Annotated in this window: 20 protein-coding genes and 1 pseudogene; 12 read left to right on the forward strand and 9 right to left on the reverse strand. The window is 65.2% G+C overall.

The window, feature by feature from the left end; all coding sequences use genetic code 11:
* Positions 1-76 precede the first annotated feature (76 nt).
* Positions 77-994 (forward strand): AraC family transcriptional regulator, encoded by a 918-nt coding sequence (locus P2869_RS23045; protein WP_138721038.1) that lies wholly within the window; start codon positions 77-79, stop codon positions 992-994.
* Positions 995-1,110: 116 nt separating this feature from the next.
* Positions 1,111-1,548 (forward strand): hypothetical protein, encoded by a 438-nt coding sequence (locus tag P2869_RS23050; RefSeq protein WP_277599676.1) that lies wholly within the window; start codon positions 1,111-1,113, stop codon positions 1,546-1,548.
* Positions 1,549-1,603: 55 nt separating this feature from the next.
* On the opposite strand, the gene P2869_RS23055 is transcribed toward P2869_RS23050, so the two are convergent.
* Positions 1,604-2,002, reverse strand: coding sequence for a VOC family protein (locus P2869_RS23055; protein WP_277599677.1), 399 nt, complete (start codon positions 2,000-2,002; stop codon positions 1,604-1,606).
* A 310-nt stretch (positions 2,003-2,312) separates the two neighbouring features.
* Here P2869_RS23055 and P2869_RS23060 point away from each other — a divergent pair, with 310 nt between their 5' ends.
* From P2869_RS23060 to P2869_RS23070, 3 genes are all read left to right on the forward strand, one after another.
* On the forward strand, positions 2,313-4,328 hold the full coding sequence (locus P2869_RS23060; RefSeq protein WP_240659027.1) for an alkaline phosphatase family protein: 2,016 nt from the start codon (positions 2,313-2,315) through the stop codon (positions 4,326-4,328).
* A gap of 324 nt (positions 4,329-4,652) precedes the next feature.
* Positions 4,653-5,609 carry a 2-hydroxyacid dehydrogenase gene (locus tag P2869_RS23065; protein WP_277599678.1) on the forward strand — a complete coding sequence of 319 codons (957 nt, stop codon included), beginning with the start codon at positions 4,653-4,655 and terminating at the stop codon, positions 5,607-5,609.
* Positions 5,610-5,677: 68 nt separating this feature from the next.
* Entirely contained in the window at positions 5,678-6,157 is a 480-nt protein-coding gene (locus P2869_RS23070) for an OsmC family protein (protein ID WP_126877507.1), read from the forward strand.
* A gap of 14 nt (positions 6,158-6,171) precedes the next feature.
* Here P2869_RS23070 and P2869_RS23075 read toward each other — a convergent pair whose 3' ends face one another.
* On the reverse strand, positions 6,172-7,464 hold the full coding sequence (locus tag P2869_RS23075) for an MFS transporter (RefSeq protein ID WP_042302198.1): 1,293 nt from the start codon (positions 7,462-7,464) through the stop codon (positions 6,172-6,174).
* A gap of 59 nt (positions 7,465-7,523) precedes the next feature.
* Positions 7,524-7,658: pseudogene (locus P2869_RS23080) on the reverse strand (glycoside hydrolase family 28); the annotation flags it as partial.
* Between the two features lie 444 nt (positions 7,659-8,102).
* On the opposite strand from P2869_RS23080, the gene garD reads away from it, so the two are divergent.
* Positions 8,103-9,692: a galactarate dehydratase gene (gene garD / locus P2869_RS23085; protein ID WP_277599679.1), complete on the forward strand. Its 1,590-nt coding sequence runs from the start codon at positions 8,103-8,105 to the stop codon at positions 9,690-9,692.
* Between the two features lie 28 nt (positions 9,693-9,720).
* Here the strand turns inward: garD and P2869_RS23090 are convergent, their stop codons facing one another.
* The 5 genes from P2869_RS23090 to P2869_RS23110 form a co-directional block, all read right to left on the reverse strand.
* On the reverse strand, positions 9,721-10,638 hold the full coding sequence (locus tag P2869_RS23090; protein ID WP_277599680.1) for a LysR family transcriptional regulator: 918 nt from the start codon (positions 10,636-10,638) through the stop codon (positions 9,721-9,723).
* Between the two features lie 85 nt (positions 10,639-10,723).
* Entirely contained in the window at positions 10,724-10,960 is a 237-nt protein-coding gene (locus tag P2869_RS23095; RefSeq protein WP_017773705.1) for a 4-oxalocrotonate tautomerase family protein, read from the reverse strand.
* Between the two features lie 119 nt (positions 10,961-11,079).
* Complete coding sequence (locus P2869_RS23100; protein ID WP_277599681.1) at positions 11,080-11,790, reverse strand: SDR family oxidoreductase; 711 nt, start codon at positions 11,788-11,790, stop codon at positions 11,080-11,082.
* 188 nt (positions 11,791-11,978) lie between these two features.
* Positions 11,979-12,497: a thioredoxin family protein gene (locus tag P2869_RS23105; protein ID WP_017773707.1), complete on the reverse strand. Its 519-nt coding sequence runs from the start codon at positions 12,495-12,497 to the stop codon at positions 11,979-11,981.
* A gap of 1 nt (position 12,498) precedes the next feature.
* Positions 12,499-13,212, reverse strand: coding sequence for a cytochrome c biogenesis CcdA family protein (locus tag P2869_RS23110; RefSeq protein ID WP_017773708.1), 714 nt, complete (start codon positions 13,210-13,212; stop codon positions 12,499-12,501).
* A 208-nt stretch (positions 13,213-13,420) separates the two neighbouring features.
* Between P2869_RS23110 and P2869_RS23115 the strand changes: the two genes are divergently transcribed.
* From P2869_RS23115 to P2869_RS23130, 4 genes are read left to right on the forward strand one after another with little or no spacing between them, the layout of a single operon-like run.
* Positions 13,421-13,792 carry a GFA family protein gene (locus P2869_RS23115; RefSeq protein WP_017773709.1) on the forward strand — a complete coding sequence of 124 codons (372 nt, stop codon included), beginning with the start codon at positions 13,421-13,423 and terminating at the stop codon, positions 13,790-13,792.
* Positions 13,789-13,938 carry a hypothetical protein gene (locus tag P2869_RS23120; protein ID WP_017773710.1) on the forward strand — a complete coding sequence of 50 codons (150 nt, stop codon included), beginning with the start codon at positions 13,789-13,791 and terminating at the stop codon, positions 13,936-13,938. The genes P2869_RS23115 and P2869_RS23120 overlap by 4 nt, the downstream gene beginning before the upstream one ends.
* A 10-nt stretch (positions 13,939-13,948) precedes the next feature.
* The gene (locus P2869_RS23125) at positions 13,949-14,692 is read left to right on the forward strand and encodes a response regulator (protein WP_126877500.1); all 744 of its coding nucleotides are present in this window, start codon (positions 13,949-13,951) and stop codon (positions 14,690-14,692) included.
* A gap of 14 nt (positions 14,693-14,706) precedes the next feature.
* The gene (locus P2869_RS23130) at positions 14,707-16,026 is read left to right on the forward strand and encodes an ATP-binding protein (RefSeq protein WP_026121226.1); all 1,320 of its coding nucleotides are present in this window, start codon (positions 14,707-14,709) and stop codon (positions 16,024-16,026) included.
* A 111-nt stretch (positions 16,027-16,137) separates the two neighbouring features.
* On the opposite strand, the gene P2869_RS23135 is transcribed toward P2869_RS23130, so the two are convergent.
* Positions 16,138-16,893 carry a DeoR/GlpR family DNA-binding transcription regulator gene (locus P2869_RS23135; protein ID WP_026121227.1) on the reverse strand — a complete coding sequence of 252 codons (756 nt, stop codon included), beginning with the start codon at positions 16,891-16,893 and terminating at the stop codon, positions 16,138-16,140.
* 131 nt (positions 16,894-17,024) lie between these two features.
* Between P2869_RS23135 and P2869_RS23140 the strand changes: the two genes are divergently transcribed.
* The gene (locus P2869_RS23140; RefSeq protein WP_033350620.1) at positions 17,025-17,630 is read left to right on the forward strand and encodes an NUDIX domain-containing protein; all 606 of its coding nucleotides are present in this window, start codon (positions 17,025-17,027) and stop codon (positions 17,628-17,630) included.
* Between the two features lie 610 nt (positions 17,631-18,240).
* Entirely contained in the window at positions 18,241-21,558 is a 3,318-nt protein-coding gene (locus P2869_RS23145) for an EAL domain-containing protein (RefSeq protein ID WP_277599682.1), read from the forward strand.
* The last annotated feature ends 38 nt before the right edge of the window (positions 21,559-21,596 follow it).

Below are 21,596 nucleotides of genomic sequence, written 5' to 3' on the forward strand. Positions count from 1 at the left end.
AACCCTGCGGGACGCCGCCACGCCGGGCACCGCCGTCGCGCAGGTTGCCGCGGGCGCCGGCCCGGCCCAGCGGCGCATGGTCGAACTGCTCGCCACGCTCGCACCCGCCGAGGGCATGACCCAGTCCACGCTCGAAGGCGTGAAGTTCATGCGCGCGAACCGACCGCATCCGCGTCAGCCCGTGATGTACGAGCCGTGCATCGTGATCGTCTGCCAGGGCCGCAAGCGCGGCTTTCTCGCCGAGCAGTCGTTCGTCTACGACGCGCAGCAGTACCTCGTGCTTTCCGTGCCGCTGCCCTTCGAGTGCGAGACCGAGGCGAGCGCGGCCGAGCCGTTGCTCGCCATTTCGATTCGCGTGGACCTGACGCTCGTGGCCGAGTTGCTGATGGCGCTTAACGACACGCGCGGCGCCGTGCACAGCGAGCCGCGCGGCATCTACGCCACGCCGCTCGACCGGCCGCTCAGCGACGCGGTGCTGCGGCTATTGGAGTCGCTGGTGTCGCCGTTCGACGCGCGCATTCTCGGGCCGTCCATCGTGCGCGAGATCTGCTATCGCGTGCTCACGGGCGAGCAGGGCGACGCGATTCGCGCCGCGCTCACGCATCAGCATCACTTCGGGCGCATCGCGAAGGCACTGCGGCGCATTCATACGGACTATCGCGGCGACCTCGACGTAGAGACACTCGCGCGCGAAGCGGGCATGAGCCTCGCCGTGTTTCACGCGCAGTTCAAGCAGGTCACGTCGACTTCGCCGATGCAGTACGTGAAGACCACGCGGCTGCATCACGCGCGTTTGCTGATGGCGCAGGATGGGCTCAACGTGAGCGCCGCCGCGGCGCGCGTAGGTTACGAGAGCGCGTCGCAGTTCAGCCGCGAATTCAAGCGGCTTTTCGGCTTGAGCCCGATCGACGAAGTGCGCCGCATGCGCGACGCGTTCGCGGCGCCGCCGCAGCGTGTGGCGCCGCCGGGGCCGCAGTATGTGACGGTGGTTTGAGGGTTGAAGTCGCGATGCGGCGCTCGCCGCGTGCGCTGCCCGGCTCGTGTTCTGAAGCGCGACGATGCCATTACAATCCAGCACTTCGACCCGGCCACCGCCATCGCTCTCGCACCATGAACGTTTTCGCTGCATCCGCTTCCAGGGCCATCGTCTGCGCGGCCGCCACCGTTATCGCCATCGCCGCCAGTGCGCCGGGGCAAGCTCAAACCCAAGCCCAGACCGCCGGTAGCAGCGATGCGTCGCAGCCGCCTTGCGCCATTGGCGTGGTGAGCGGTATCGGCGGGGCGGCGGCCAGCATGCGCGAGTACCTCGCCACGCCGGACCGCGACAAATACCGCTACCTCGCGGACCACCCGCTGCAATGCAGCGTCTCCGACGAAGGCCGCACGTCGGGCTGCACCGGCGTTACGAACCTGCGGCGCGAACGTGTGAGCGTCTACGACGACATCGACAGCACGACGATGTCCGTGGTGGCGCGCGTGGAACTGGAGCACGGCACGTATCCCGCGATCATCGTGGTGCGCAAGCAGGACGTGCAGTGCGAGCAGTGACCTTGTGAGCGTGCCGGGCGGTGCTCAGCGTGGCTCCGCTTCGGGTCGCTCCCGCTCAGGGCCGCTCGTCTTCATGACAGCACACACAGAGCTTGTTGCCGTCAGGGTCACGAAAGTACGCGCCGTAATAGTGCGCGTGGTATTGCGGCCTGAGCCCGGGCGCTCCTTCGCAGGTGCCGCCGTGCGCGAGCGCCGCGGCATGCACGCGGTCCACCATCGAACGCGTGGGCGCGAGAAACGCCGTCATCTGCCCGTTGCCCGGGCTCGCCGCGAGTCCGTTCCAGGGCCGGCCGATCAATAGCAGCGGGCGTGGCGCGTCCGTTGCCATCCATCCCGCCCATGGCACGTCGTCTTCCCTGAACTTGAGCACGTGGCCCAGCTCGTCCATGAGCGCGGTGTAGAACGCGAACGCGCGTCCGAAGTCCGTGATGCCGATGAACACGTGTGAAAACATCGCTTCGTCTCTCCCTTGAACGATTCGCAGAGATTCTCAGACCGGGCCGCCGTGCGGGCGGACCTGTGCATGCTCATGCATCTGCCCACCTGACGCAACAGCGCGAAACGTAATCGCACGGCAAGCCTTCCGTCAGCAGCGGTACACGCATCCGACACACGGCCGTCCCGAGATCTTCACCGCGCATCTTTATCTTTCTTACCGCCGTAAGACTTGATAACAAGGTTGCGCCTCCACGCGAAGACGCGGCCATCCCCATTCCACACGCCACATCACCCGTGCTTTTACGCATCACGTCATGGAGGCGTTAATGAGTCGATTTGCCCAGGTAGTCGGCAGCCCGTTGTTACGAGGTTCGCTGTTATGCGCCGCTGTTTCGCTCGCAGTGGCGTCTGCCGTATGGCCCGCCGTTGCGGAAAGCCAGCAGAACGCCGCGGCCCAGGATCCGTCGCTGAAGACGGCTTCGCCCATCAAGCACGTCATCGTGATCGTCGGTGAAAACCGCACGTTCGATCACGTGTTCGGCGCGTATCAGCCGCGCGCCGGCCAGACCGTTTCGAACCTGCTCACGAAGGGCATCATCACGGCCGACGGTCAGCCGGGTCCGAATTTCAGCGCCGCCGCGCAATACACGGCGAGCGCCACCAACCCGAACCTGTTCGAGATGGCGCCCGGCGGCAAGCAGCCGTATTCCGTGCTGCCCGCACCGAACACGGGCGGCACCACGAGCGCGCCGAGCGACACCAACCCGCCGCCGTTCGCGACGCTCGCCGCCGCGCAGGCCGCGGAAGGCAGCGTGCTCGAGCCGCAAGACGTCGTGAAGCTCACCACGGGCGCGAGCGGCCTGCCCAAGGACGTGCCCGACACGCGCTTTGGCGCCAACACGTTCAACCTGCCGAACGGTCCGTACCAGATCTCGCGCGTGGGCCCCGACTACGACCAGTACATCAACAGCCCGGTGCACCGCTTCTACCAGAACTGGCAGCAGGCGGACTGCAGCACGGCGTACGCCACGCCCGACAATCCGAGCGGCTGCAAGATGGACCTGTTCGCCTGGGTGGAGACGTCGGTGGGCGCGGGCGCGAACGGCAAGGCCCAGCCCACGCCGTTCACGGACCAGACCACGCATGAAGGCTCCACGGCGCTCGGCTACTACAACACGACGACGGGCGACATGCCGTACTTCACGCATCTCGCACGCGAGTTCACGATCAGCGACAACTATCACCAGCCGGTGATGGGCGGCACGGGTGCGAACAGCATCATGATCGGCACGGCCGACGCGATCTACTACACGGACAGCAACGGCAACCCGGCCAAACCGCCCGTCAATCAGATCGAGAACCCGCTGCCGATGGCGGGCACCAACAACTGGTACACGCAGGACGGCTACTCGGGCGGCAGCTACAGCAACTGCTCGGACCTGCATCAACCGGGCGTGGGCACGCTGCGTCACTACCTGAGCAGCCTCTCGTACAAGCCGGATGCGAAGTGCGCGCCGAACACGTATTACCTGCTGAACAACTACAACCCGGGCTACAACGGGGACGGCACGGTCAATACGAGCACCTTCACGATTCCGCCGTCGCCCGTGCGCACCATCGGCGACACGCTGCTCGAGAAGAGCATCTCGTGGAAGTACTACGGCGAAGGGTGGAATACGTTCGTGAGTTCGCCGTCGACGAGCGTGTACTGCAATATCTGCAACCCGTTCCTGTACGAGAAGGCGATCATGACGAACCCCGCGGTCGTCAAGGCGCACCTGCAGGACACGAGCGACCTCTACTCGGACATCACCAACGGCACGCTGCCGGCGGTCTCGTTCGTGAAGCCGGGCGGCCTGCTGGACGGGCACCCGGAGTCGTCGAAGTTCGGCCTGTATGAAGCCTTCGTGCACAAGCTCGTGGACGCGGTGCAGCGCAACCCGGCGCTGTGGGCCTCCACGGCGATCTTCATCACCACGGACGAAGGCGGCGGCTACTACGATTCGGGCTACATCCAGCCGGTCGACTTCTTCGGCGACGGTCCGCGCATTCCGCTCATCGTCGTGTCGCCGTACTCGCGCGGCGGCCGCGTGGTGCACCAGTACTCGGATCACGTGTCCATCGTGAAGTTTATCGAGCGTAACTGGCACCTGAAGCCGATCACGGATCGCAGCCGCGACAACCTGCCGAACCCGGTCCAGATGGCCGCGCATCCGTACGTGCCGGTCAACGCGCCGGCGCTGGGCGATCTGTTCGATTCGTTCCAGTTCCCGCGCCAGCATGGCGACGGTGACGATAGCCACGAAGGCTCGGGCGGCGGCAAGGGCTGGTGGCCGTTCTGAGTTCCGGGTCTTGAGCTTTGCGTGACCCGGGCCGGTTGAGCCGTTCGCGGCGTCCACCGGTTTGATCGAAGCGCATTACCGCATGCAGGCTTTCGCGTCGTGAGGCGCGAAAGCCTGTTGCGTTTGGGGCGGGCAAAGGCTTGTTAAACTGGCGCCTGTTTGCCGTTCTTCCGCCGCTTCTCTGGCGTTGCTCTGTCGCTTCCCTGTTGTTTCGTTGCCGTTCGATCCCGTGCCGCCGGGTTCATTGCGTACCAACCTTGCGCCAATCCGGTGCCAACTCCGTGCCCACCCTGCGCCAACCCCAGGCCAACCCGCAAACAGGTCATGAAACCTTCCCTGCTGGTTCTGATTGCCCTCACCGAAGCCACTCTCGCGGAAATCACCGCCGCGTTCGACACACACGCTCCCGTTCCACTCGACGTTCTCTACGCACCCGACGATGCACAGCGCAATCAGGCCATCGAATCGCACGGGGCCCACGTGCGCGCGGTGCTGACCAACGGCACCACGGGCCTCACCGCCGCTGAGATCGACCGCATGCCGGCGCTCGAATTCGTGAGCGCGCTGGGCGCGGGCTACGAGAACATCGCGCTGGACCATGCCCGCGCGCGCGGCATCACGCTCGTCAACGGCGCAGGCACCAACGACGACTGTGTGGCCGACCACGCGTTCGCGCTGCTGCTGGCTACCGTGCGCGACGTCGTTCAACTCGACGCCGCGTGTCGCGCCGGCGTATGGCGCGATGCGCTGCCGCTCACGCCTTCGGTCTCGGGCAAACGGCTCGGCATCGTGGGGCTCGGCAATATCGGGCGCAAGGTGGCGCGCCGCGCCGAGGGCTTCGCTATCGAAGTCGGCTATCACAACCGCCAGCCGCGCGAGGGCGTGCCGTATCGCTACTTCGACAGCGTGCTCGCGCTTGCGCAATGGAGCGATTTTCTCGTGGTGGCCACGCCGGGCGGTGCCGCAACGAAGCACATGATCGACGCCGCCGTGATGCAGGCGCTCGGGCCGCACGGCTATCTCGTCAACGTGTCGCGCGGCAGCGTCGTGAATACGGCGGCGCTGGCCGAGGCGCTGGACCAGGGCAGCCTCGCAGGCGCGGGGCTCGACGTCTACGAAGGCGAACCGCAGCCGCCTGCCGCGCTGCTGCATCTGAAGAACGTGGTGCTGACGCCGCACGTGGGCGGTCGCTCGCCGGAGGCCATCGCGGCATCAGTGCGCAATTTCATCGCCAACGCGACGCGGCACTTCGCAGGCGAGGCGCTGCTGACGCCGATCTGAATCGTGGGCCGCTGCTCGCAGCAGCGGGCCCGCAAACTTTTTCGTCGACCAGAAGAAAAGGAGCATGCATGGCAACGCACACGGCCACGATCGAATGGAGCGGCAACGGCAGCGTATTCACGGACAACCGCTACAGCCGCGCGCATCACTGGACGTTCGACGGCGGCGCCGTGGTGAGCGCGTCGAGTTCGCCGCACGTGGTGCGCGTGCCGTTCTCCGACCCGGCGGGCGTCGATCCGGAAGAAGCCTACGTGGCCGCGCTCTCGAGCTGCCACATGCTCTGGTTCCTTTCGATTGCCGCGGGCGAGGGCTACGCAGTCACCTCGTACCGTGACGAAGCCGAAGGCACGATGGCGAAGAACGAGGCGGGCAAGGAAGTGGTGACACGCGTGGTGCTCAAGCCGCACGTCGTTTTTCACGGTGCCAAAGCTCCCACGGACGAAGCGCTTGCCCATCTGCACCACCGGGCTCACGAGGAATGCTTCCTCGCGAACTCGGTGAAGACGGTGATCGATGTGGAGGGAAGCTGGGCCTGGCAGGCCGCCTAGATCTTTTAGACCGTTCAGACCGAGGTCTGAAGCTGCCCGACGGGCATCGCCGTTTCGCGGCGTTCCTTCGCCACGAAGCACAGCACGAGCGCGCCCACGATGTCGAACAGCGCCAGCAGCACGAAGAGCGGGTTGTAGCCGATGCGCGTCACGAGGAAGCCGAACAGCAGCGTGAAGAGCGTCGCGCCCAGGTAACCGCTCATGCCGCCCAGACCCGTTGCCGTGGCCACTTCGTTGCGGTCGAACATGTCGGACGTAATCGAGTAGAGCGCGCCGGAGAGCGTCTGGTGCGCGAACCCGCCCACGCAGAAGAGCGCAATCGCCGTGTACGGGCTCACTGCCAGCCCGATGCAGGCCGGTCCGATCATGCACAGCGAGCCGAACACCATCACCATCTTGCGCGAGGCGAAGAGCGACACGTTGCAGTACTTGTGGAAGAGCGGACTCAGGTAGCCGCCCAGCACGCAGCCCACGTCGGCGGCGAGGAACGGCAGCCACGCGAACAGCGCGATCTCCTTGAGGTTCATGTGCCGCTCGGTGGCCATGTAGAGCGGAATCCAGGCGTTGAAGGTCTGCCATGCCGGCTCGGAAAGAAAGCGCGGAATCGCAATGGACCAGAAATTGCGCGAGACCACGATCTCTTTCCAGCTCGCTTTTTTCGCGGTGCCGTTCGACGTGCCCTGATCTTCCTGGCCGGAGACGATGTAATCGCGTTCGGCTGCTGATAGGCGCTTCTGCTGCTTCGGATGCTTGTAGAACGCGAGCCAGAGCACCGTCCACACGAGTCCCAGCACGCCGACGATCACGAACGCCCATTCCCAACTGCCGCGCAAAATCGCCCATACGACGAGCGGCGGCGCGAGCAGCGCGCCCACCGACGAGCCGATGTTGAACCAGCCGATCGCGACCGACCGTTCCTTCGCCGGAAACCATTCCGACGACGCCTTCACGCCGCCCGGAATGCCGGCCGCTTCGGCCACGCCGAGAATGCCGCGAAAGAGCGCAAGGCTCTGCCAGCCCGTGGCGAGCGCCGTGGCCGCACAGGCAAGCGACCACGCCGCCGCGAAAATCGCGAAGCCGATCTTGGTGCCGAGCGCATCGAGCACGTAGCCCGCCACCGGCTGCACAAGCGCGTAGCACACCTGCCAGGCCACCACGACATACGAGTACTGCTGGGTGGTCACGTGCAGCTGTTCCATGATGGTCGCTGCGGAGACCGACAACGTATTGCGCGCGAGATAGTTGACGATGAGCCCCACGGTAACGAGGCTGATCATCCACCAGCGCATGCCCTTGACTGCTTTCATGAGATGACTCTTTCCTGAGTGGTTGCGGCTTGATTGATGCGGCTTGAAAAAAAGGGGCGTCAGCGTGTATCGACGATCGACGTGTTCCACGTCGTGCCCGCGATCAGCACGTTGGCGAGCGTGATGGCGTTGACGTTGAACGCGTAGACGGGGCCTGGTGTGCTCGCCGTGACCGGGCCCGCCGCGACCGGCGTGTCGGCCTGCCGGCACACGCTGTCGTGCCGGCCGCCTGCTGCATGACGGTCTGGGTGGGTCACGTCTGTCTCCGGAAAGGCGGTGGGGCCGCCTGGTGCTCGTGGGGTCTCGGCGTCCCGGTCCGTCGCGGCCGTCTGCCATGAATCAGTGGCAGGTCGTGAAGCGGTTATCGGACAACCTCGAAAGTCAGCCCATGTTGTAAAACAACGTTGGCAAGTCTAGCCGCGCGGCATGGGGGTGGGACACCTGGTGCTTACCCTGATCCATTGCCCGGGACCGCTTTAGCCTTATGACGCCGTAGAGCCACTCGTGTCCCTGTTTTCCGTCGGCAGACCAAGGCGTGACGGCACGTGGTAGCGCGGACGCAAAAGCGTCACGAACGTCCCAAATCTTGCCGGCGATGTTGTAAGATGCCAAACAACTTGAGCCGGGAGCTTGCAGCAATGAATCAGCGGTTGAACCTCGTTGGGCGCTACATCCGTGTGCATCCGAACGACAACGTGGGCGTCGTGGTGGACGACGGCGGCCTGCCGCCAGGCGCGGTCTTCCCCGATGGCCTCGCGTTGCGCGAAGCCGTGCCGCAAGGGCACAAGGTGGCGCTCGTGGACCTGGCGGCGGGCGACCCGGTGCTGCGCTACAACACGGTGATCGGCTACGCGCTCACCGACCTCGCGGCCGGCAGCTGGGTCAACGAACGCACCATGCGCATGCCTGAGCCGCCCGGTCTCACGGACCTTCCCATCGCTACCCGAGTCGAGGCGCTGCCGCCGCTCGAGGGCTACACCTTCGAGGGCTATCGCAACGCCGATGGCTCGGTGGGCACGCGCAACGTGCTGGCTATCACGACGACGGTGCAGTGCGTTTCCGGTGTGGTCGAACACGCGGTGCAGCGGATCAAGGCCGAACTGCTGCCGCGCTACCCGAACGTCGACGACGTCGTCGGGCTCGAACACACCTATGGCTGCGGCGTCGCCATCGACGCGCCCGACGCCGTGGTGCCCATCCGCACGCTGCGCAACATCAGCCTGAACCCGAACTTCGGCGGCGAAGTGATGATGGTGAGCCTTGGCTGCGAGAAGCTTCAGCCCGAGCGCCTGATGCCGCCGGGCACGATTCCCATCGCGGCCTCATCTGCGAACGGCGAAGGCGACGGTGCGGCGCAGGACGCGAACGGTTCGGTGGTCTGTCTGCAGGAGCCCGCCCACGTGGGCTTCCAGTCGATGATCGACTCCATCATGCAGACGGCCGTCGCGCATCTGGAACGGCTCAATGCGCGGCGGCGCGAAACGGTGCCGGCATCGGAACTCGTGGTCGGTATGCAATGCGGCGGCAGCGACGCGTTTTCCGGGCTAACGGCGAATCCGGCACTGGGCTTCGCAGCCGACCTGCTGGTGCGCGCGGGCGCTACGGTGATGTTCTCCGAGGTGACCGAAGTGCGCGACGGCATCGCGCAACTCACGGCGCGCGCCGCGAATGCCGACGTGGCGCAGGCCATCGTCCGCGAAATGGCCTGGTACGACAGCTACCTGCAACGCGGGCAGGTGGACCGCAGCGCCAACACCACGCCGGGCAACAAGAAGGGCGGCTTGTCGAACATCGTCGAAAAGGCGATGGGCTCCATCGCGAAGTCGGGCAGCGCGCCGATTGCCGGCGTGCTGTCGCCCGGCGAAAAGGTTCGCCAGAAAGGCTTGATCTACGCGGCCACGCCCGCGAGCGACTTCGTCTGCGGCACGCTGCAACTGGCCGCGGGCATGAACCTGCACGTATTCACGACCGGCCGCGGCACGCCTTACGGCCTTGCCGCCGTGCCGGTGGTCAAGGTGGCCACGCGCAGCGACCTGGCGCGACGCTGGCACGATCTGATGGACATCGACGCGGGCCGCATCGCCACGGGCGCGGCGAGCATCGAAGACCTCGGCTGGGAACTGTTCCACTTCATGCTCGACGTGGCGAGCGGCCGGAAGAAGACGTGGGCCGAGCAGTGGAAGCTCGCCAATGCACTGGTGCTGTTCAACCCCGCGCCGGTGACCTGATCCATCGACTGCGAGCTGCCATGCTTCGCTACGCGCGCAGCTTTTCCATCAGAAAGTCCACGAAACACCGCACGCGCGACGACAGATGCCGCGCGTGCGGGTAGAGCAGCACGAACGGCCGCGAGCCGCCGCCGTAGTCCTTGAGCACCTCGCGCAGCGTGCCGTTCGCCAGGCCCTCTGCCGCCACGAATCGATAAGTCTGGAAAAGCCCGGCGCCGTGGCGCGCCAGCGTGACGCCCGCGAGTACGTCGCCGGCTGTGCTGTAGCCGCCGCGCGTCATTGTCTCCGCGGCTTCGCTTTCGTCTTGACGCTTGAAGAGCCACGGAAGGTTGCGGCCCGTGCTGGGCAGCGCGTACTGGATGCATTCGTGATGGACGAGATCGTCAGGCGTAGCGGGTTGGCCCGCCCGTTTCAGATAGGCCGGCGAGGCCACCACCACGAGTTCCGCATCTTCGAGCTTGCGGGCGATCAGGCCGGAGTCGTCGGGCGCGCGGCCGCGAATGGCGAGGTCGAAACCTTCGTCGGCGAAATCGATGTTGCGGTTGCTCAGATGCGTTTCCACGGTCACGCCCGGAAAGCGCGCGCGGAATTCGGCGAGCAGCGGTAGCACGCGGTAGTGGCCGTAAGGCGTCGGCATGCTGATGCGCAGCACGCCGGCAGGCGAGCTCTGCTCGCCCGTCACTTCGCGTTCGGCTTCGGCGAGACGGGCCAGCGCTTCGCGGCATTGTTCGAAGTAGCGGCGTCCCGCGTCCGTGAGGCGAATCTGTCGCGTCGTGCGCACGAAGAGCCGCACGCCGAGGCGCGACTCCAGCCGCGCCACCGACCGGCTCACGGCGGCAGGCGTGACGCCTGCCGCCGTCGCCGCTAACGTGAAGCTCTCCAGTTCCGCTGCAAGACAGAACAGCTCGATGCTGCCGAGCAGCAGGTCTTCGAATTGACGTTGCATCGACTCTCCCACGGCGTGCGTGCGGGCAAGAATATCAGGCCGAACGCGAGAGAGCGACGGGGCGCACGATGCGGACCGGCACGCGTCACGGCTGCTGCGCGGCACGCTGCCTGCGATACGCTTGCACGGGCAAACCGCCCCAGCCCCAGTTCGCGGTATCGACTTCCTCGATCACGACGAAGGTGGATTCGAGCGGCTTGTTCAGCACGTCGAGCAGCAGGTGACTCACGCCGTGGATCAGGCGGGCCTTTTCTTCCGCGGTGACGGATTCGCGGCCGGGCTTCGTGCCTTCGCGCGTAACCTGGATGGTGACGATGGGCATGTCGGGCTCCTGAAGTGTAGGAACAAATGCGGCAACCACAGGGTGAGGTAACTACAGGTGACAACCACAGGCGCCGCGCACGGCGGCGCGCTGTGATGCTGCAAAGGCGCTGAAAAGGCTCAGTGGCCTGCGCTCTGGCCGCCGTCCACGTGCAGGATCTCGCCCGTCACGAACGGCGCGGCATCGAGGAACAGCACCGCGTCGACGATATCGCGCATCTCGCCCATGTGGCCCATCGGGTGCAGCGCACCGAGCGCTTCGTGCGTTTCGGGTGCATGCATCGGCGACTTGATGATGCCCGGCGACACCGCGTTGGCGCGAATGCCTTTCTTCGCGTACTCGATGGCGAGCGACTTCGTGGCGGCGTTGATGCCGCCCTTCGTGAGCGATGCCAGCACCGAGGGCACGCCTTGAACGGCATGGTCCACGAGGCTCGTCGTGATGCTCACCACGTGACCGCTGCCTTGCTTTTCCATTTCCGCCACGGCGAGCTGCGTAATGTGAAAGAAGCCGGCCACGTTCACACCCATCACCGACGCGTAATCTTCCGCCGTGTATTGCGTGAAGGGCTTCGCGACGAACACGCCTGCGTTGTTCACGAGCGTATCGATGCGGCCGAACCGGGCCAGCGCTTCGGCCACGACGCGGCGCGCCGTTTGCGGGTCGGCGATGTCGCCTTGCACGGCGGCGAGGTTGGGATCGTTCGTGGGTTGGATCGAGCGGGCGGTTGCGACCACGCGATAGTCGAGCTGGCGGAACGCCTTGACGATTTCCGAGCCGATGCCTTGCGATGCGCCGGTCACGACGACCACTTTTTGCTGCGTTGCCATGATGAGTTCTCCAATGATGAGGATTCGGAAAAGCTGATCGGAGCGCGGCTCCGATGGGTGCTCAATCTAGGCGCATGGCCGCGAAATTCGAACACCCGCCATGGACAAACAGTCTTGCGTCGCCGTCATAAGTGGCGCCATGCCCCCCCGGGCTTGCGTGCCCCGGGCTGCGTGCCCCGGACGCCTGCTCAATCCTTTTCCGCCAGCGCGTGCTGGATCGCGGCTTCGGTCTGCGCGTAGTTCCCTTCACCGAAATGCGAATAGACGATGCGCCCTTTGCGATCGAGCAGATAGAACGCCGGCCAGTACTGGTTGCCCCAGGCGTTCCAGGTGGCGTACTCGTTGTCCTGGGCGACCGGATACGAGATGCCGAAGCGCGCAATCGCGGTCTTCACGTTGTCCGTGTCGCGCTCGAACGGATACTCGGGCGTGTGCACACCGATCACGGCAAGGCCCTGATTGCGGTACTTCTCGTTCCACTGCTTCACATAGGGCAGCGTGTGAATGCAGTTGATGCAGGTGTAGGTCCAGAAGTCCACCAGCACGACCTTGCCGCGCAACTGCTGCAACGTGAGCGGCGGGCTGTTGAGCCATTTGTCGAGGCCTGTGAATTCGGGCGCGGTGGGTGCGGCCGCGGCGGCATGGCCGAGCAGGGGAAGGGTCGCGAGCACGGCCGCGGCCGTGAGAGTTTTGATCCGGTTGAGCATGTCAGAGTCCTTTCAACGAAGGGAAGAAGCTGGAGAGATAAGCCACGACGAGGGTGTCGTACTGGAAATAGATGGCGGCGGCGGTGAGGATCACGAGCACGCCGAATACTTGCTGCAGACGCTGCGCGTGAGCCGCGATCGCTCGCGACTGGCGCAGCGCGTACTGCCCGCCATAGAGAATGCCGAGCATTGGAATGGCGGCGCCTGCGGCGTAGAGCGTGAGCAGCAATGCCGACCACCGAAGGTTCTGAGCCTTCACGACCAGCACCAGAATGGAGGCGAGCACGGGGCCGGCGCAGGGCGTCCATACCGCACCGAGCGACATGCCGAGCACGAAGCCGCCGGCGTTGCTGCTGCCGGCTTCGCTCGCAGCGTGGTGAGTGCTGCCTACGCTCTGCAGCCACGTCATGCGAGCCATCAGCCATTCGAACGGGCGAGGCCACAACCGCAGGAATCCGAACAGTGCGAGCAAGGCGATAGCGGTATCGCGCAACGCCTGCTGCGCGATGTGGACCGTGCTGGAAACGGCACCCAGCAACAGCGCGAACGACGCGAAGCTGAGCACGAAGCCTGCGATCACGAAGAGCGGCCGTGCGCCCGCCGGCCGCTCGACAGCGGTGCCGAGCAGAATGGGCATCACGGGCAGTACGCAGGGCGACGCGATGGTGAAGAGCCCGGCGAGCAGGGCGAACAGCGGTTCGAGTGGGGCGTGCATGGTCGGCGTTCAGGTTGATGACATGGCGCCATTGGACCGCTTGCGCGTATCGCGCTTGTGTCGCGCGGCGGCCTTGAATGCAATGTCTTGTGTCCGTGTAGGGCGCAGATACAGTGCGATACAAAACGCCCCGGTGCTTGCGTGGCGGTTGCGTTATAAAGCACGCGTTGCCTGACTCATTGACCTATCCACCCACGCGGAGCACGACATGAACGACCGTCTCTACAAGGGCGCCTGCCACTGCGGCGCCGTGAAATTCGAGGTGCGGGCCGCCATTACGCCGGCGGTACGCTGCAATTGCAGCCTGTGCCGCCGCAGGGGCGCGCTGATGAGCCCGCCGTTCGACGCCGATCGGCTGACGATTCTGCAAGGCGAAGACGCGCTCACGCGCTACGAATTCAACACGGGCGTCGCGAAGCATTACTTCTGCCGGCATTGCGGCATTTATCCGTTTCATCAGACGCGGCTCGATCCGCGGCGCTGGCGCGTCAATCTGGGGTGCCTGGAAGGCGTGGATCCGTATGCGTTCGAATATTCGGTCGCCGATGGTTCGAGCCTTTCGGTCGTGGAGGACGCATGAAACGCGTCATGGCGATGATCCTCTTTGTGGCCGGGGGCTTTGCGACGGAAGTTGCGCATCCGGTGTACTGTTCGCTGCTGGCGCCGAGCATGCAGAGCGCCGCGCGCGAACGCAAGCGCGAACAAAACACAGACAGCCGGACATGAGGACAACGCCATGACCGAAAAGCCCGACCACATCCTGATCGTGGACGACGACCGCGGCATTCGCGAACTCGTTGGCACCTACCTCGAGAAGAACGCCATGCGCGTGTCGCTCGCGGCGAACGGACGCGAAATGCGCGCCGCGCTCGAATACGGCGTGCCGGATCTGATCGTGCTCGATCTCATGATGCCGGGCGAGGACGGGCTTACGCTGTGCCGCGAACTGCGTGCGGGCAAATTCCGTACGGTGCCGGTGCTGATGCTGACCGCGCGCAACGAGGAAACGGACCGGATTATCGGCCTCGAAATGGGCGCCGACGACTATCTGCCCAAGCCGTTTGCGGTGCGCGAACTGCTCGCGCGCATCCGCTCCGTGCTGCGCCGCACGCGCATGCTGCCGCCAGGCATGCAGGTGACCGAGGCCGCCGAAATGCTCGCGTTCGGCGACTGGCGGCTCGACACCACGGCGCGCCATCTGCTCGACGCGGAAGGCACGATGGTGGCGCTGAGCGGCGGCGAGTACCGTCTGCTGCGCGTGTTTCTGGACCATGCGCAGCGCGTGCTGACGCGCGACCAGTTGCTCAATCTCACGCAGGGCCGCGAGGCCAATGCGTTCGACCGCTCCATCGACCTGCTCGTGAGCCGGCTGCGCCAGCGTTTGCGCGACGAGGCGCGCGAGCCGCGCTACATCAAGACACTGCGCAGCGAAGGCTACGTGTTCTCCGCGGCGGTGACCGTGGTCGAAGTGCGCTCATGAGATCGGGCGCCATGATGTTCGACCGCTTGCTGCACTGGCCTCGCACGCTGTTCGCGCGCGTCGCGCTGATTCTCTGCGTGGGTCTCGCACTGGCGCAGGGGCTCTCGTTCTGGCTCACCATGACCGAGCGCGACGAGTCCACCACGAACATGATGATGGGTTACATCGAGCGCGAGGTGGCCAGCTCCGTCGCGCTGCTCGACCATCTTTCGCCCGAAGAACGCGAGCAATGGCTGCCTCGCCTCGCGCGCCGCAGCTACCAGTTCGTGCTGGGCCCGGGCGTGAGCGGTGCGCCCGTGAATGCGCGTCTTTCGGCGCGCGTCGAGCAGACCATTACCGCGGGCATCGGCAAGTCGTATCACGTCACCGCCAATGCGTTGCCGGGCGAGTCCGAACACCTGCAGGTCCACCTCCGGTTGAGCGACGGCAGCCCGTTGACCATCGACCTTCATCCCATGTACGGCACGCCGCTGTCGCAGTGGCTGCCGGCAGTGCTCGTGCTGGAGTTCGCGGTGCTGGGCGCGGGTTGCTGGTTTGCCGTGCGGCACGCGGCGCGTCCGCTCGCGCAGCTGGCCGAGGCGGCCGACGCGCTCGGCCCCGACCTCAAGGCCGTGCCCGTGCCCGAGGACGGTCCCTCGGAAGTGGCGCGCGCGGCGCGCGCGTTCAACGCGATGCAAAAACGCATCGCCACGTACACCGCGGAGCGCATGCAGATTCTTGCCGCTATCTCGCACGATTTGCAGACGCCGATCACGCGCCTGCGTCTGCGCGTGGACGTGATGGACGAGAGCGAGCAGGCCGCGAAGATGCGCCAGGACCTGCTCGAAATGGAGAGCCTCGTGAAAGAGGGCGTGGTCTACGCGCGCACGCTGCATGGCGCGACGGAGACGGCGCGGCGTATCGATCTGGATGCGTTGCTCGACAGTCTGGTCTGCGACTACGTGGATGCCGGGCAAGCGGTCGTGCTCGAACGACGTTTGCCGGTAGCGGTCGTGGCGCGTCCGGAGGCGCTGCGGCGCATTATCGGCAACCTCGTCGATAACGCGCTGAAATTCGGCGGCTCGGCTTCGATCGACGTGGCGCGGAGCGCGGAGGGTGCCGTGAGCATCACGGTGCTCGACCGCGGTCCGGGTATTCCGGAGGCGCTGCTCGAGCAGGTGTTCGAGCCGTTCTATCGCGTGGAAAGCTCGCGCAATCGCCATACGGGCGGCACGGGCCTCGGGCTCGCCATTGCGCGGCAGCTCACGTTGGCGCTGGATGCCACGCTTGCGCTGCGCAATCGTTCCGACGGGGGCGGGCTGGCTGCCACGCTTACGTTGAAGACGTCGGGTTGAGCGCGTGCTGGGGTTTGACGCCGCCGTGCACGGGTGTTTGCTGCCTCGCGGTTTTTTTCAGCCGCTTCTTCTAACCGCGACGCGAGGCACGACCCCTGCTGCCGGACGACGTCAGGCGCGTATCACCGTCACGCCGGCCTGTTCGATCGGCTCGGTGAGCTTCGCGTCGGTAGCGGCCTCGACAATGACCGATTGCGCAAGACCGATTTCGCCAATCCGGTAGGGCGAAGCCGCATTGAGCTTCGCCGCGGACGCGAGTACGACCGTTTCTGCCGCCCGCGCGGCGAGCGCGCGCTTGATCGCCGCCTCTTCGAAGTCGCCGGTGGTGAGTCCGGCGGTGGGATGAACGCCGGTCACGCCCATGAAGTAAATGTCCGCCTGTATCTGCGATATCGCTTCGGCCGCGGCGGCGCCTACGCTCACGATCGAATGCTTGTAGAGCCGCCCGCCGATCAGGATCACCTCCACTGACGGATGCTCCACCAACGCCACGGCCACGCTGGGGCTGTGCGTGACCACCGTCGCTTCCAGGTCTGCGGGAAGGCTACGGACCAGCAGCGCGGACGTGGTGCCGCCGTCCACGATCACGACCTGGCGCGGCGCGATCATCTGCACGGCGCGTTTTGCAATACGGCGCTTGGCGGCGGACTCCATTTCTTCGCGCTGGGCAAACGGCGCCGTTGCCGGCGAGGCGGGCAGCGCGCCACCGTGCACACGCTGGAGCAGCCCTTCAGCGGCCAGTTCACGCAGGTCGCGGCGCACCGTGTCTTCGGACACGCCAAAGGCGGCGCTCAACTCGCCTGCCAGAACCTGGCCGTCGCGTTTGAGCGCGTCGAGAATGGCTTTCTTGCGTTGACTCGTCAGCATGAGATGAACCGGAAGGACGTGCAGCAAAGTGCCGGCACAATAATGCAGTGCACGAAATTTCTTGATATTGCACGAAACTGCACGTTACCATGAGACTCATCCGCTGTCGAATGGGGGCACTCATGACGTCGATGAACGATAGAGCAGGCAATGACCGGGTTCGCATTGTCGAGACCACGGTGTTGTCGAACGACTGGTACGTGCTGAAGAAAATCACGTTCGACTTCCTTCGCCGCGACGGTAGATGGCAGCGCCAGAGCCGCGAAACATACGATCGCGGCAACGGCGCGACGATCCTGCTGCACAACCCTGCCACCGGCAATATCGTGCTGACGCGCCAGTTCAGGATGCCCGCATTCGTGAGCGGCCATGACGGCATGCTGATCGAGGCGGCGGCGGGTCTGCTCGATAGCGCCACGCCGGAAGAGCGCATTCGCGCCGAGGCGGAAGAAGAGACCGGCTACCGCGTCCACAACATCCGCAAAGTTTTTGAAGCGTTCATGAGCCCCGGCTCCGTGACGGAAAAGCTGCACTTCTACGTGGGCGAGTACGACGCCTCGATGCGCGTGAGCGAAGGCGGCGGCCTTGAACACGAAGGCGAGGACGTGGAGGTGCTGGAAATGCCGCTGCGCACGGCGCTGGAACACGTGGAGCGGGGCCGCATCGTAGACGGCAAGACCATCATGTTGCTGCAACATCTTGCATTGGAGCAGCTGAAGCAAGGCCGGACCCTATGAGCCATGCGTTGAATACGGCCGAGGGGCTGTCCATAATCGGGGTTCGAATCGATCGGGAAATGTTGCTGCAAAACCCGCCGCGTTTAACGACTGCTTAAAAAGAATGATGCGAATAAACCATACGCGGCGCAGGGGATAATCGACATTGCATGGCATAACGCATAGAACCCGTGTTTTCTGATTTACATCAAATGATGCTGGGTCTTCTGCGCGTTATAAACTCCCTCCAACGAAAGGGCGCTCGCCTTACGGCCGCTTTAAGCGTTTCTTGATACGGGTTCTCGATAAGTGGTAAATCGATGATTTTCCGTTACGCTTCGTGACCGCGGGCTTCATGAACTCCAGGAGTTTTATCCGCCCGCGCCGCGTCGTGCTGAATAGAAAGTAGAAAGACGGACCGCGGTCAGCTTCTGATACGCACACACCCTCATCCAGGCATTTCCGCCGGTATTTCATACGGTTGTTTCAGCGCTATTCCCGCATGGCCGCGCAAGCGCCTTGCGGAAAAGCAGCTTCGCGCCGCGAAGCGACCGTTCGTGCTGAAAGAGCGGGAGCCGATGTGCGCGAATTATGGGGTCGTTACTTTAGTCCGCTTCAACGAGCCGGTGCGGTGGGTCTTTCCATCGGGATGCTGCTCGCCGGCCTTGGCATTACAGCAGTGGTTTATCTGATCAGCGTCGATCTGATTCAGCGGGAGGCGCATTTGCGTTTCAGTGCCGACACCGCGGATATCCAGCAGAAAATCAGTACGCGTGTTCGCCTGTATTCCGACGTGCTCGTTACGATGCAGGCCCTATTTAGCGCAAGTGACGATATTTCACGCACTGAATTTCGTGATTTCGTCAACGGCCTGAATTTGCCGGACCGCTACCCCGGTTTTCAGACGCTCAATTACGCCGCCTACGTTCCCGACGAAGATGCAGCGGAGTTCATCGCCGGGCAGCGGATCGACCCCATGCTGCGCGCAGCTCATATGGATTTTGCGATTCGTCCGCCAGGGCGGCGTCCCGCGTATTTCGTGCTGACCTATGTCGAGCCGCTGCAGGCCAATCTGCCGTCGGTGGGGCTCGATCTCGGCGTCGAACCGGGGCGGCTCGCGGCGTTGGCGCGGGGGCGTGATACCGGGGAGCCCGTCAGCAGTGGGCGTCTGATCTTCGCGCAGAGTACGCATCCGCACATCGGCATTGCATTGCGTTTGCCCGTGTACCGCCGCGGCATGCCGCACGACACCGTGCCCGAGCGGCGGCGCGCCTACATCGGCTCCGTGGGCGCCGGCATCCGGCTCAACGATCTGATGGCGGGGTTGCTGGCGGCCAACACGTCGGCGGCCATACGTCTGCGCATCTATGAAGCGGGCCGGCTCGACGAACCTGCCGTGCTGCCGTCCAGCGCCACGCTGCTGTTCGACAGCGCCAATGCAGGTGCGCGCGGCGAGACGAGTGCTGGCGCTTCCGCCGCGACGGTTTCAGCAACGAACCCGATTCCGGGTGTGAACCCGGACGCAATCGACCACGAATGGTCCACGAGCGTCGTGCAACCTTTTGGCGGCCGCCGCTGGCTGCTCGTCGTCACGGCCGATCCCGTCGCGCTCGCCGGCACGCAGTGGATGCTGCCGCGGTTTGCTGCGCTGGCGGGCGTTGTCATCAGTCTGCTGCTGGCTGGTCTCGCGTATTCGCTCGCCACGTCGCGCGTGCGTGCCGTGAGACTCGCCGAACGCATCACGGGCACGCTGCGCGAGAGCGAAATGGCGCGCGCCGAGGCGCAGCGCATCGCCCATCTTGGCGACTGGCGCGTCGATGCCGACGGCGCGGCCGTTCATCTGTCCACCGAAATGGCGCGTCTCATCGGTTGGCGCGGCGGCAGCGCGGGCGTCGACGATCTGCTCGCGGCAATCGACCCGCACGATCGCGCCGCACTCGTCGTGCATGCGAGAAAAACGCTGCGCACGGGCGAGCCGTTCGAACTCGAATGCCGCTACCGGTCCGTGCGCGGCCGGCGTGGCTGGCTGCAACTGATCGGCCGGCCTTGCGGGGTGCAGGAACGGCGCGCGCTGCGCGGCACCGCGCTCGAAATCACGCCGCGCAAGCTCGCCGAGCGCGCGCGGCAACTGGAGCACGCGATTTCGTTGATGCTCGCCACCGCCGCGAGTGAAGCCGTGATCATCCAGCAGATCGTCGATACCCTGGCCGAGGGCATGGAGTGGGACGCTGCTGCGTTCTGGCCGGACACCTCGGGGCAAACGCACGCGCTTTCAGTCGCTTTGCATGTACGCGAGGCGCAAGCCGGGCAGTGGCTGTTGTCGCGTCCCGCGGGCTTGCGGTGGCAAAGCGCCTGGGAGGGCGGACAGCCGTGCTGGCGCTCCGGCAGGAAGGCGCTTTCGCGGCTGCCGCATGCGGCGTGGCTCGCCGCCGGCGGCATGACGACGGTGTTCGCCTTCGGCATCCGCGCGGGCACCACCATGCTTGGCGTGGCGGAATTCTATGCGCGCGAACGGCGGCCCGCCGAGTCGAATGCGCTGACCATGGCGGCTTCCGTGGTGATCCAGACGAGCCATTTCCTGCAGCGCCGCCAGGCCGAAGACACGCTGCGTTTTCTCGCCACGCATGATGTCCTCACCGGGCTGCCGAACCGCCTGATGTTCCGCGAGCGCCTGGAAGAAGTGCTCGCGCGTGCCCGTCACGACGGGACCGCTTTTCACGTGCTGTTCATCGACCTCGACGAGTTCAAGGACGTCAACGATCTGCTCGGCCACAACGCCGGCGACCTGCTGTTGCGTGCGGTGGCCGAGCGTCTGCGCGGGCAGGTCGCCGCACCTGGCGACATCGCGCGCCTGGGCGGCGACGAGTTCGTCATGCTGGTGGAAGAGCCGCCCGGCACACCGTTCGACATCCGGTGCACGGTCGATGCCATTCACGCCACGCTCGAACGGCCCTTCGCCGTGAGCGGACGGCAACTCGCGGTGACAGCAAGTATCGGCATCGCTTCGTATCCGGGCGACGGCGACGATGTGCAAACGCTGCTCAAGCACGCCGACATTGCCATGTACGGCGCGAAAGAGCAGGGCCGCAACACCTGGCAGCTGTACGCGCGACAGATGAGCACGTCTTTGCAGCAACGCATCGAAATGGAATCGCACCTGCGCCGCGCGGTGGAAAACGGCGAACTCGTGCTTTATTACCAGCCGCGCATTTCGTTGCGCACCGACCGCTGCACGGGCGTTGAGGCGCTCGTGCGCTGGCGTCATCCCACGCTCGGGCTCGTGGCGCCGATGGCCTTCATTCCGCTCGCTGAGCAGACGGGCGCGATCGTGCAGATCGGCGCGTGGGTGCTGCGCGAAGCATGCCGGCAGAACGCCACGTGGCTCGCCAGCGGCCTCGCGCCGGTACGCGTCGCGGTCAACCTCTCGGCGCGCCAGTTCGCGGACAAGGAACTGCATCGCGAGATCATGGCGGCGCTTTCAGACGCGCAATTGCCGGGCGAAATGCTCGAACTCGAACTCACCGAAAGCATGGTGATGCGCCACGCGGAGCAGGCCGCGGCGTGGCTCTCCAACCTCAAGCGCACCGGCGTGCGCCTCTCTATCGACGACTTCGGCACCGGCTACTCGTCGCTGGCCTACCTGAACCGCTTTCCGATCGATACGGTCAAGATCGACCGCTCGTTCATTCACGACATACCCGCAAGCAGGAGCGACGCGCAGATCACGAGCGCGGTAATCGCGCTTGGTCACGGCCTTGGCCTCGAGGTGGTGGCCGAAGGCGTGGAGACCGAGGCGCACGTCGAATTCCTGCGCAAGGAAGGCTGCGATGAAGTGCAGGGCTACTTCTACAGCCGCCCCATTCCCGCGAGCGAAATGACGTTGTTCCTCAAACGCTGGCAGGATCGCGACCGCGCCGAGGTGCGGCCGCTGCAATCCCGGCGCGCCTGAAGCGAAAACCGAGGCGCGTCTTACTGACGAAAGGAGTG

Source organism: Paraburkholderia sp. SUR17 (assembly GCF_029536165.1).
Classification (GTDB): domain Bacteria; phylum Pseudomonadota; class Gammaproteobacteria; order Burkholderiales; family Burkholderiaceae; genus Paraburkholderia; species Paraburkholderia kururiensis.

Coding starts and splice junctions, on each gene's coding strand:
- P2869_RS23045 (WP_138721038.1), top strand. CDS start 77: ATGGTCGAACTGCTCGCCACGCTCGCACCCGCCGAGGGCATGACCCAG.
- P2869_RS23050 (WP_277599676.1), top strand. CDS start 1,111: ATGAACGTTTTCGCTGCATCCGCTTCCAGGGCCATCGTCTGCGCGGCC.
- P2869_RS23055 (WP_277599677.1), bottom strand. CDS start 2,002: ATGTTTTCACACGTGTTCATCGGCATCACGGACTTCGGACGCGCGTTC.
- P2869_RS23060 (WP_240659027.1), top strand. CDS start 2,313: ATGAGTCGATTTGCCCAGGTAGTCGGCAGCCCGTTGTTACGAGGTTCG.
- P2869_RS23065 (WP_277599678.1), top strand. CDS start 4,653: ATGAAACCTTCCCTGCTGGTTCTGATTGCCCTCACCGAAGCCACTCTC.
- P2869_RS23070 (WP_126877507.1), top strand. CDS start 5,678: ATGGCAACGCACACGGCCACGATCGAATGGAGCGGCAACGGCAGCGTA.
- P2869_RS23075 (WP_042302198.1), bottom strand. CDS start 7,464: ATGAAAGCAGTCAAGGGCATGCGCTGGTGGATGATCAGCCTCGTTACC.
- garD (WP_277599679.1), top strand. CDS start 8,103: ATGAATCAGCGGTTGAACCTCGTTGGGCGCTACATCCGTGTGCATCCG.
- P2869_RS23090 (WP_277599680.1), bottom strand. CDS start 10,638: ATGCAACGTCAATTCGAAGACCTGCTGCTCGGCAGCATCGAGCTGTTC.
- P2869_RS23095 (WP_017773705.1), bottom strand. CDS start 10,960: ATGCCCATCGTCACCATCCAGGTTACGCGCGAAGGCACGAAGCCCGGC.
- P2869_RS23100 (WP_277599681.1), bottom strand. CDS start 11,790: ATGGCAACGCAGCAAAAAGTGGTCGTCGTGACCGGCGCATCGCAAGGC.
- P2869_RS23105 (WP_017773707.1), bottom strand. CDS start 12,497: ATGCTCAACCGGATCAAAACTCTCACGGCCGCGGCCGTGCTCGCGACC.
- P2869_RS23110 (WP_017773708.1), bottom strand. CDS start 13,212: ATGCACGCCCCACTCGAACCGCTGTTCGCCCTGCTCGCCGGGCTCTTC.
- P2869_RS23115 (WP_017773709.1), top strand. CDS start 13,421: ATGAACGACCGTCTCTACAAGGGCGCCTGCCACTGCGGCGCCGTGAAA.
- P2869_RS23120 (WP_017773710.1), top strand. CDS start 13,789: ATGAAACGCGTCATGGCGATGATCCTCTTTGTGGCCGGGGGCTTTGCG.
- P2869_RS23125 (WP_126877500.1), top strand. CDS start 13,949: ATGACCGAAAAGCCCGACCACATCCTGATCGTGGACGACGACCGCGGC.
- P2869_RS23130 (WP_026121226.1), top strand. CDS start 14,707: ATGTTCGACCGCTTGCTGCACTGGCCTCGCACGCTGTTCGCGCGCGTC.
- P2869_RS23135 (WP_026121227.1), bottom strand. CDS start 16,893: ATGCTGACGAGTCAACGCAAGAAAGCCATTCTCGACGCGCTCAAACGC.
- P2869_RS23140 (WP_033350620.1), top strand. CDS start 17,025: ATGAACGATAGAGCAGGCAATGACCGGGTTCGCATTGTCGAGACCACG.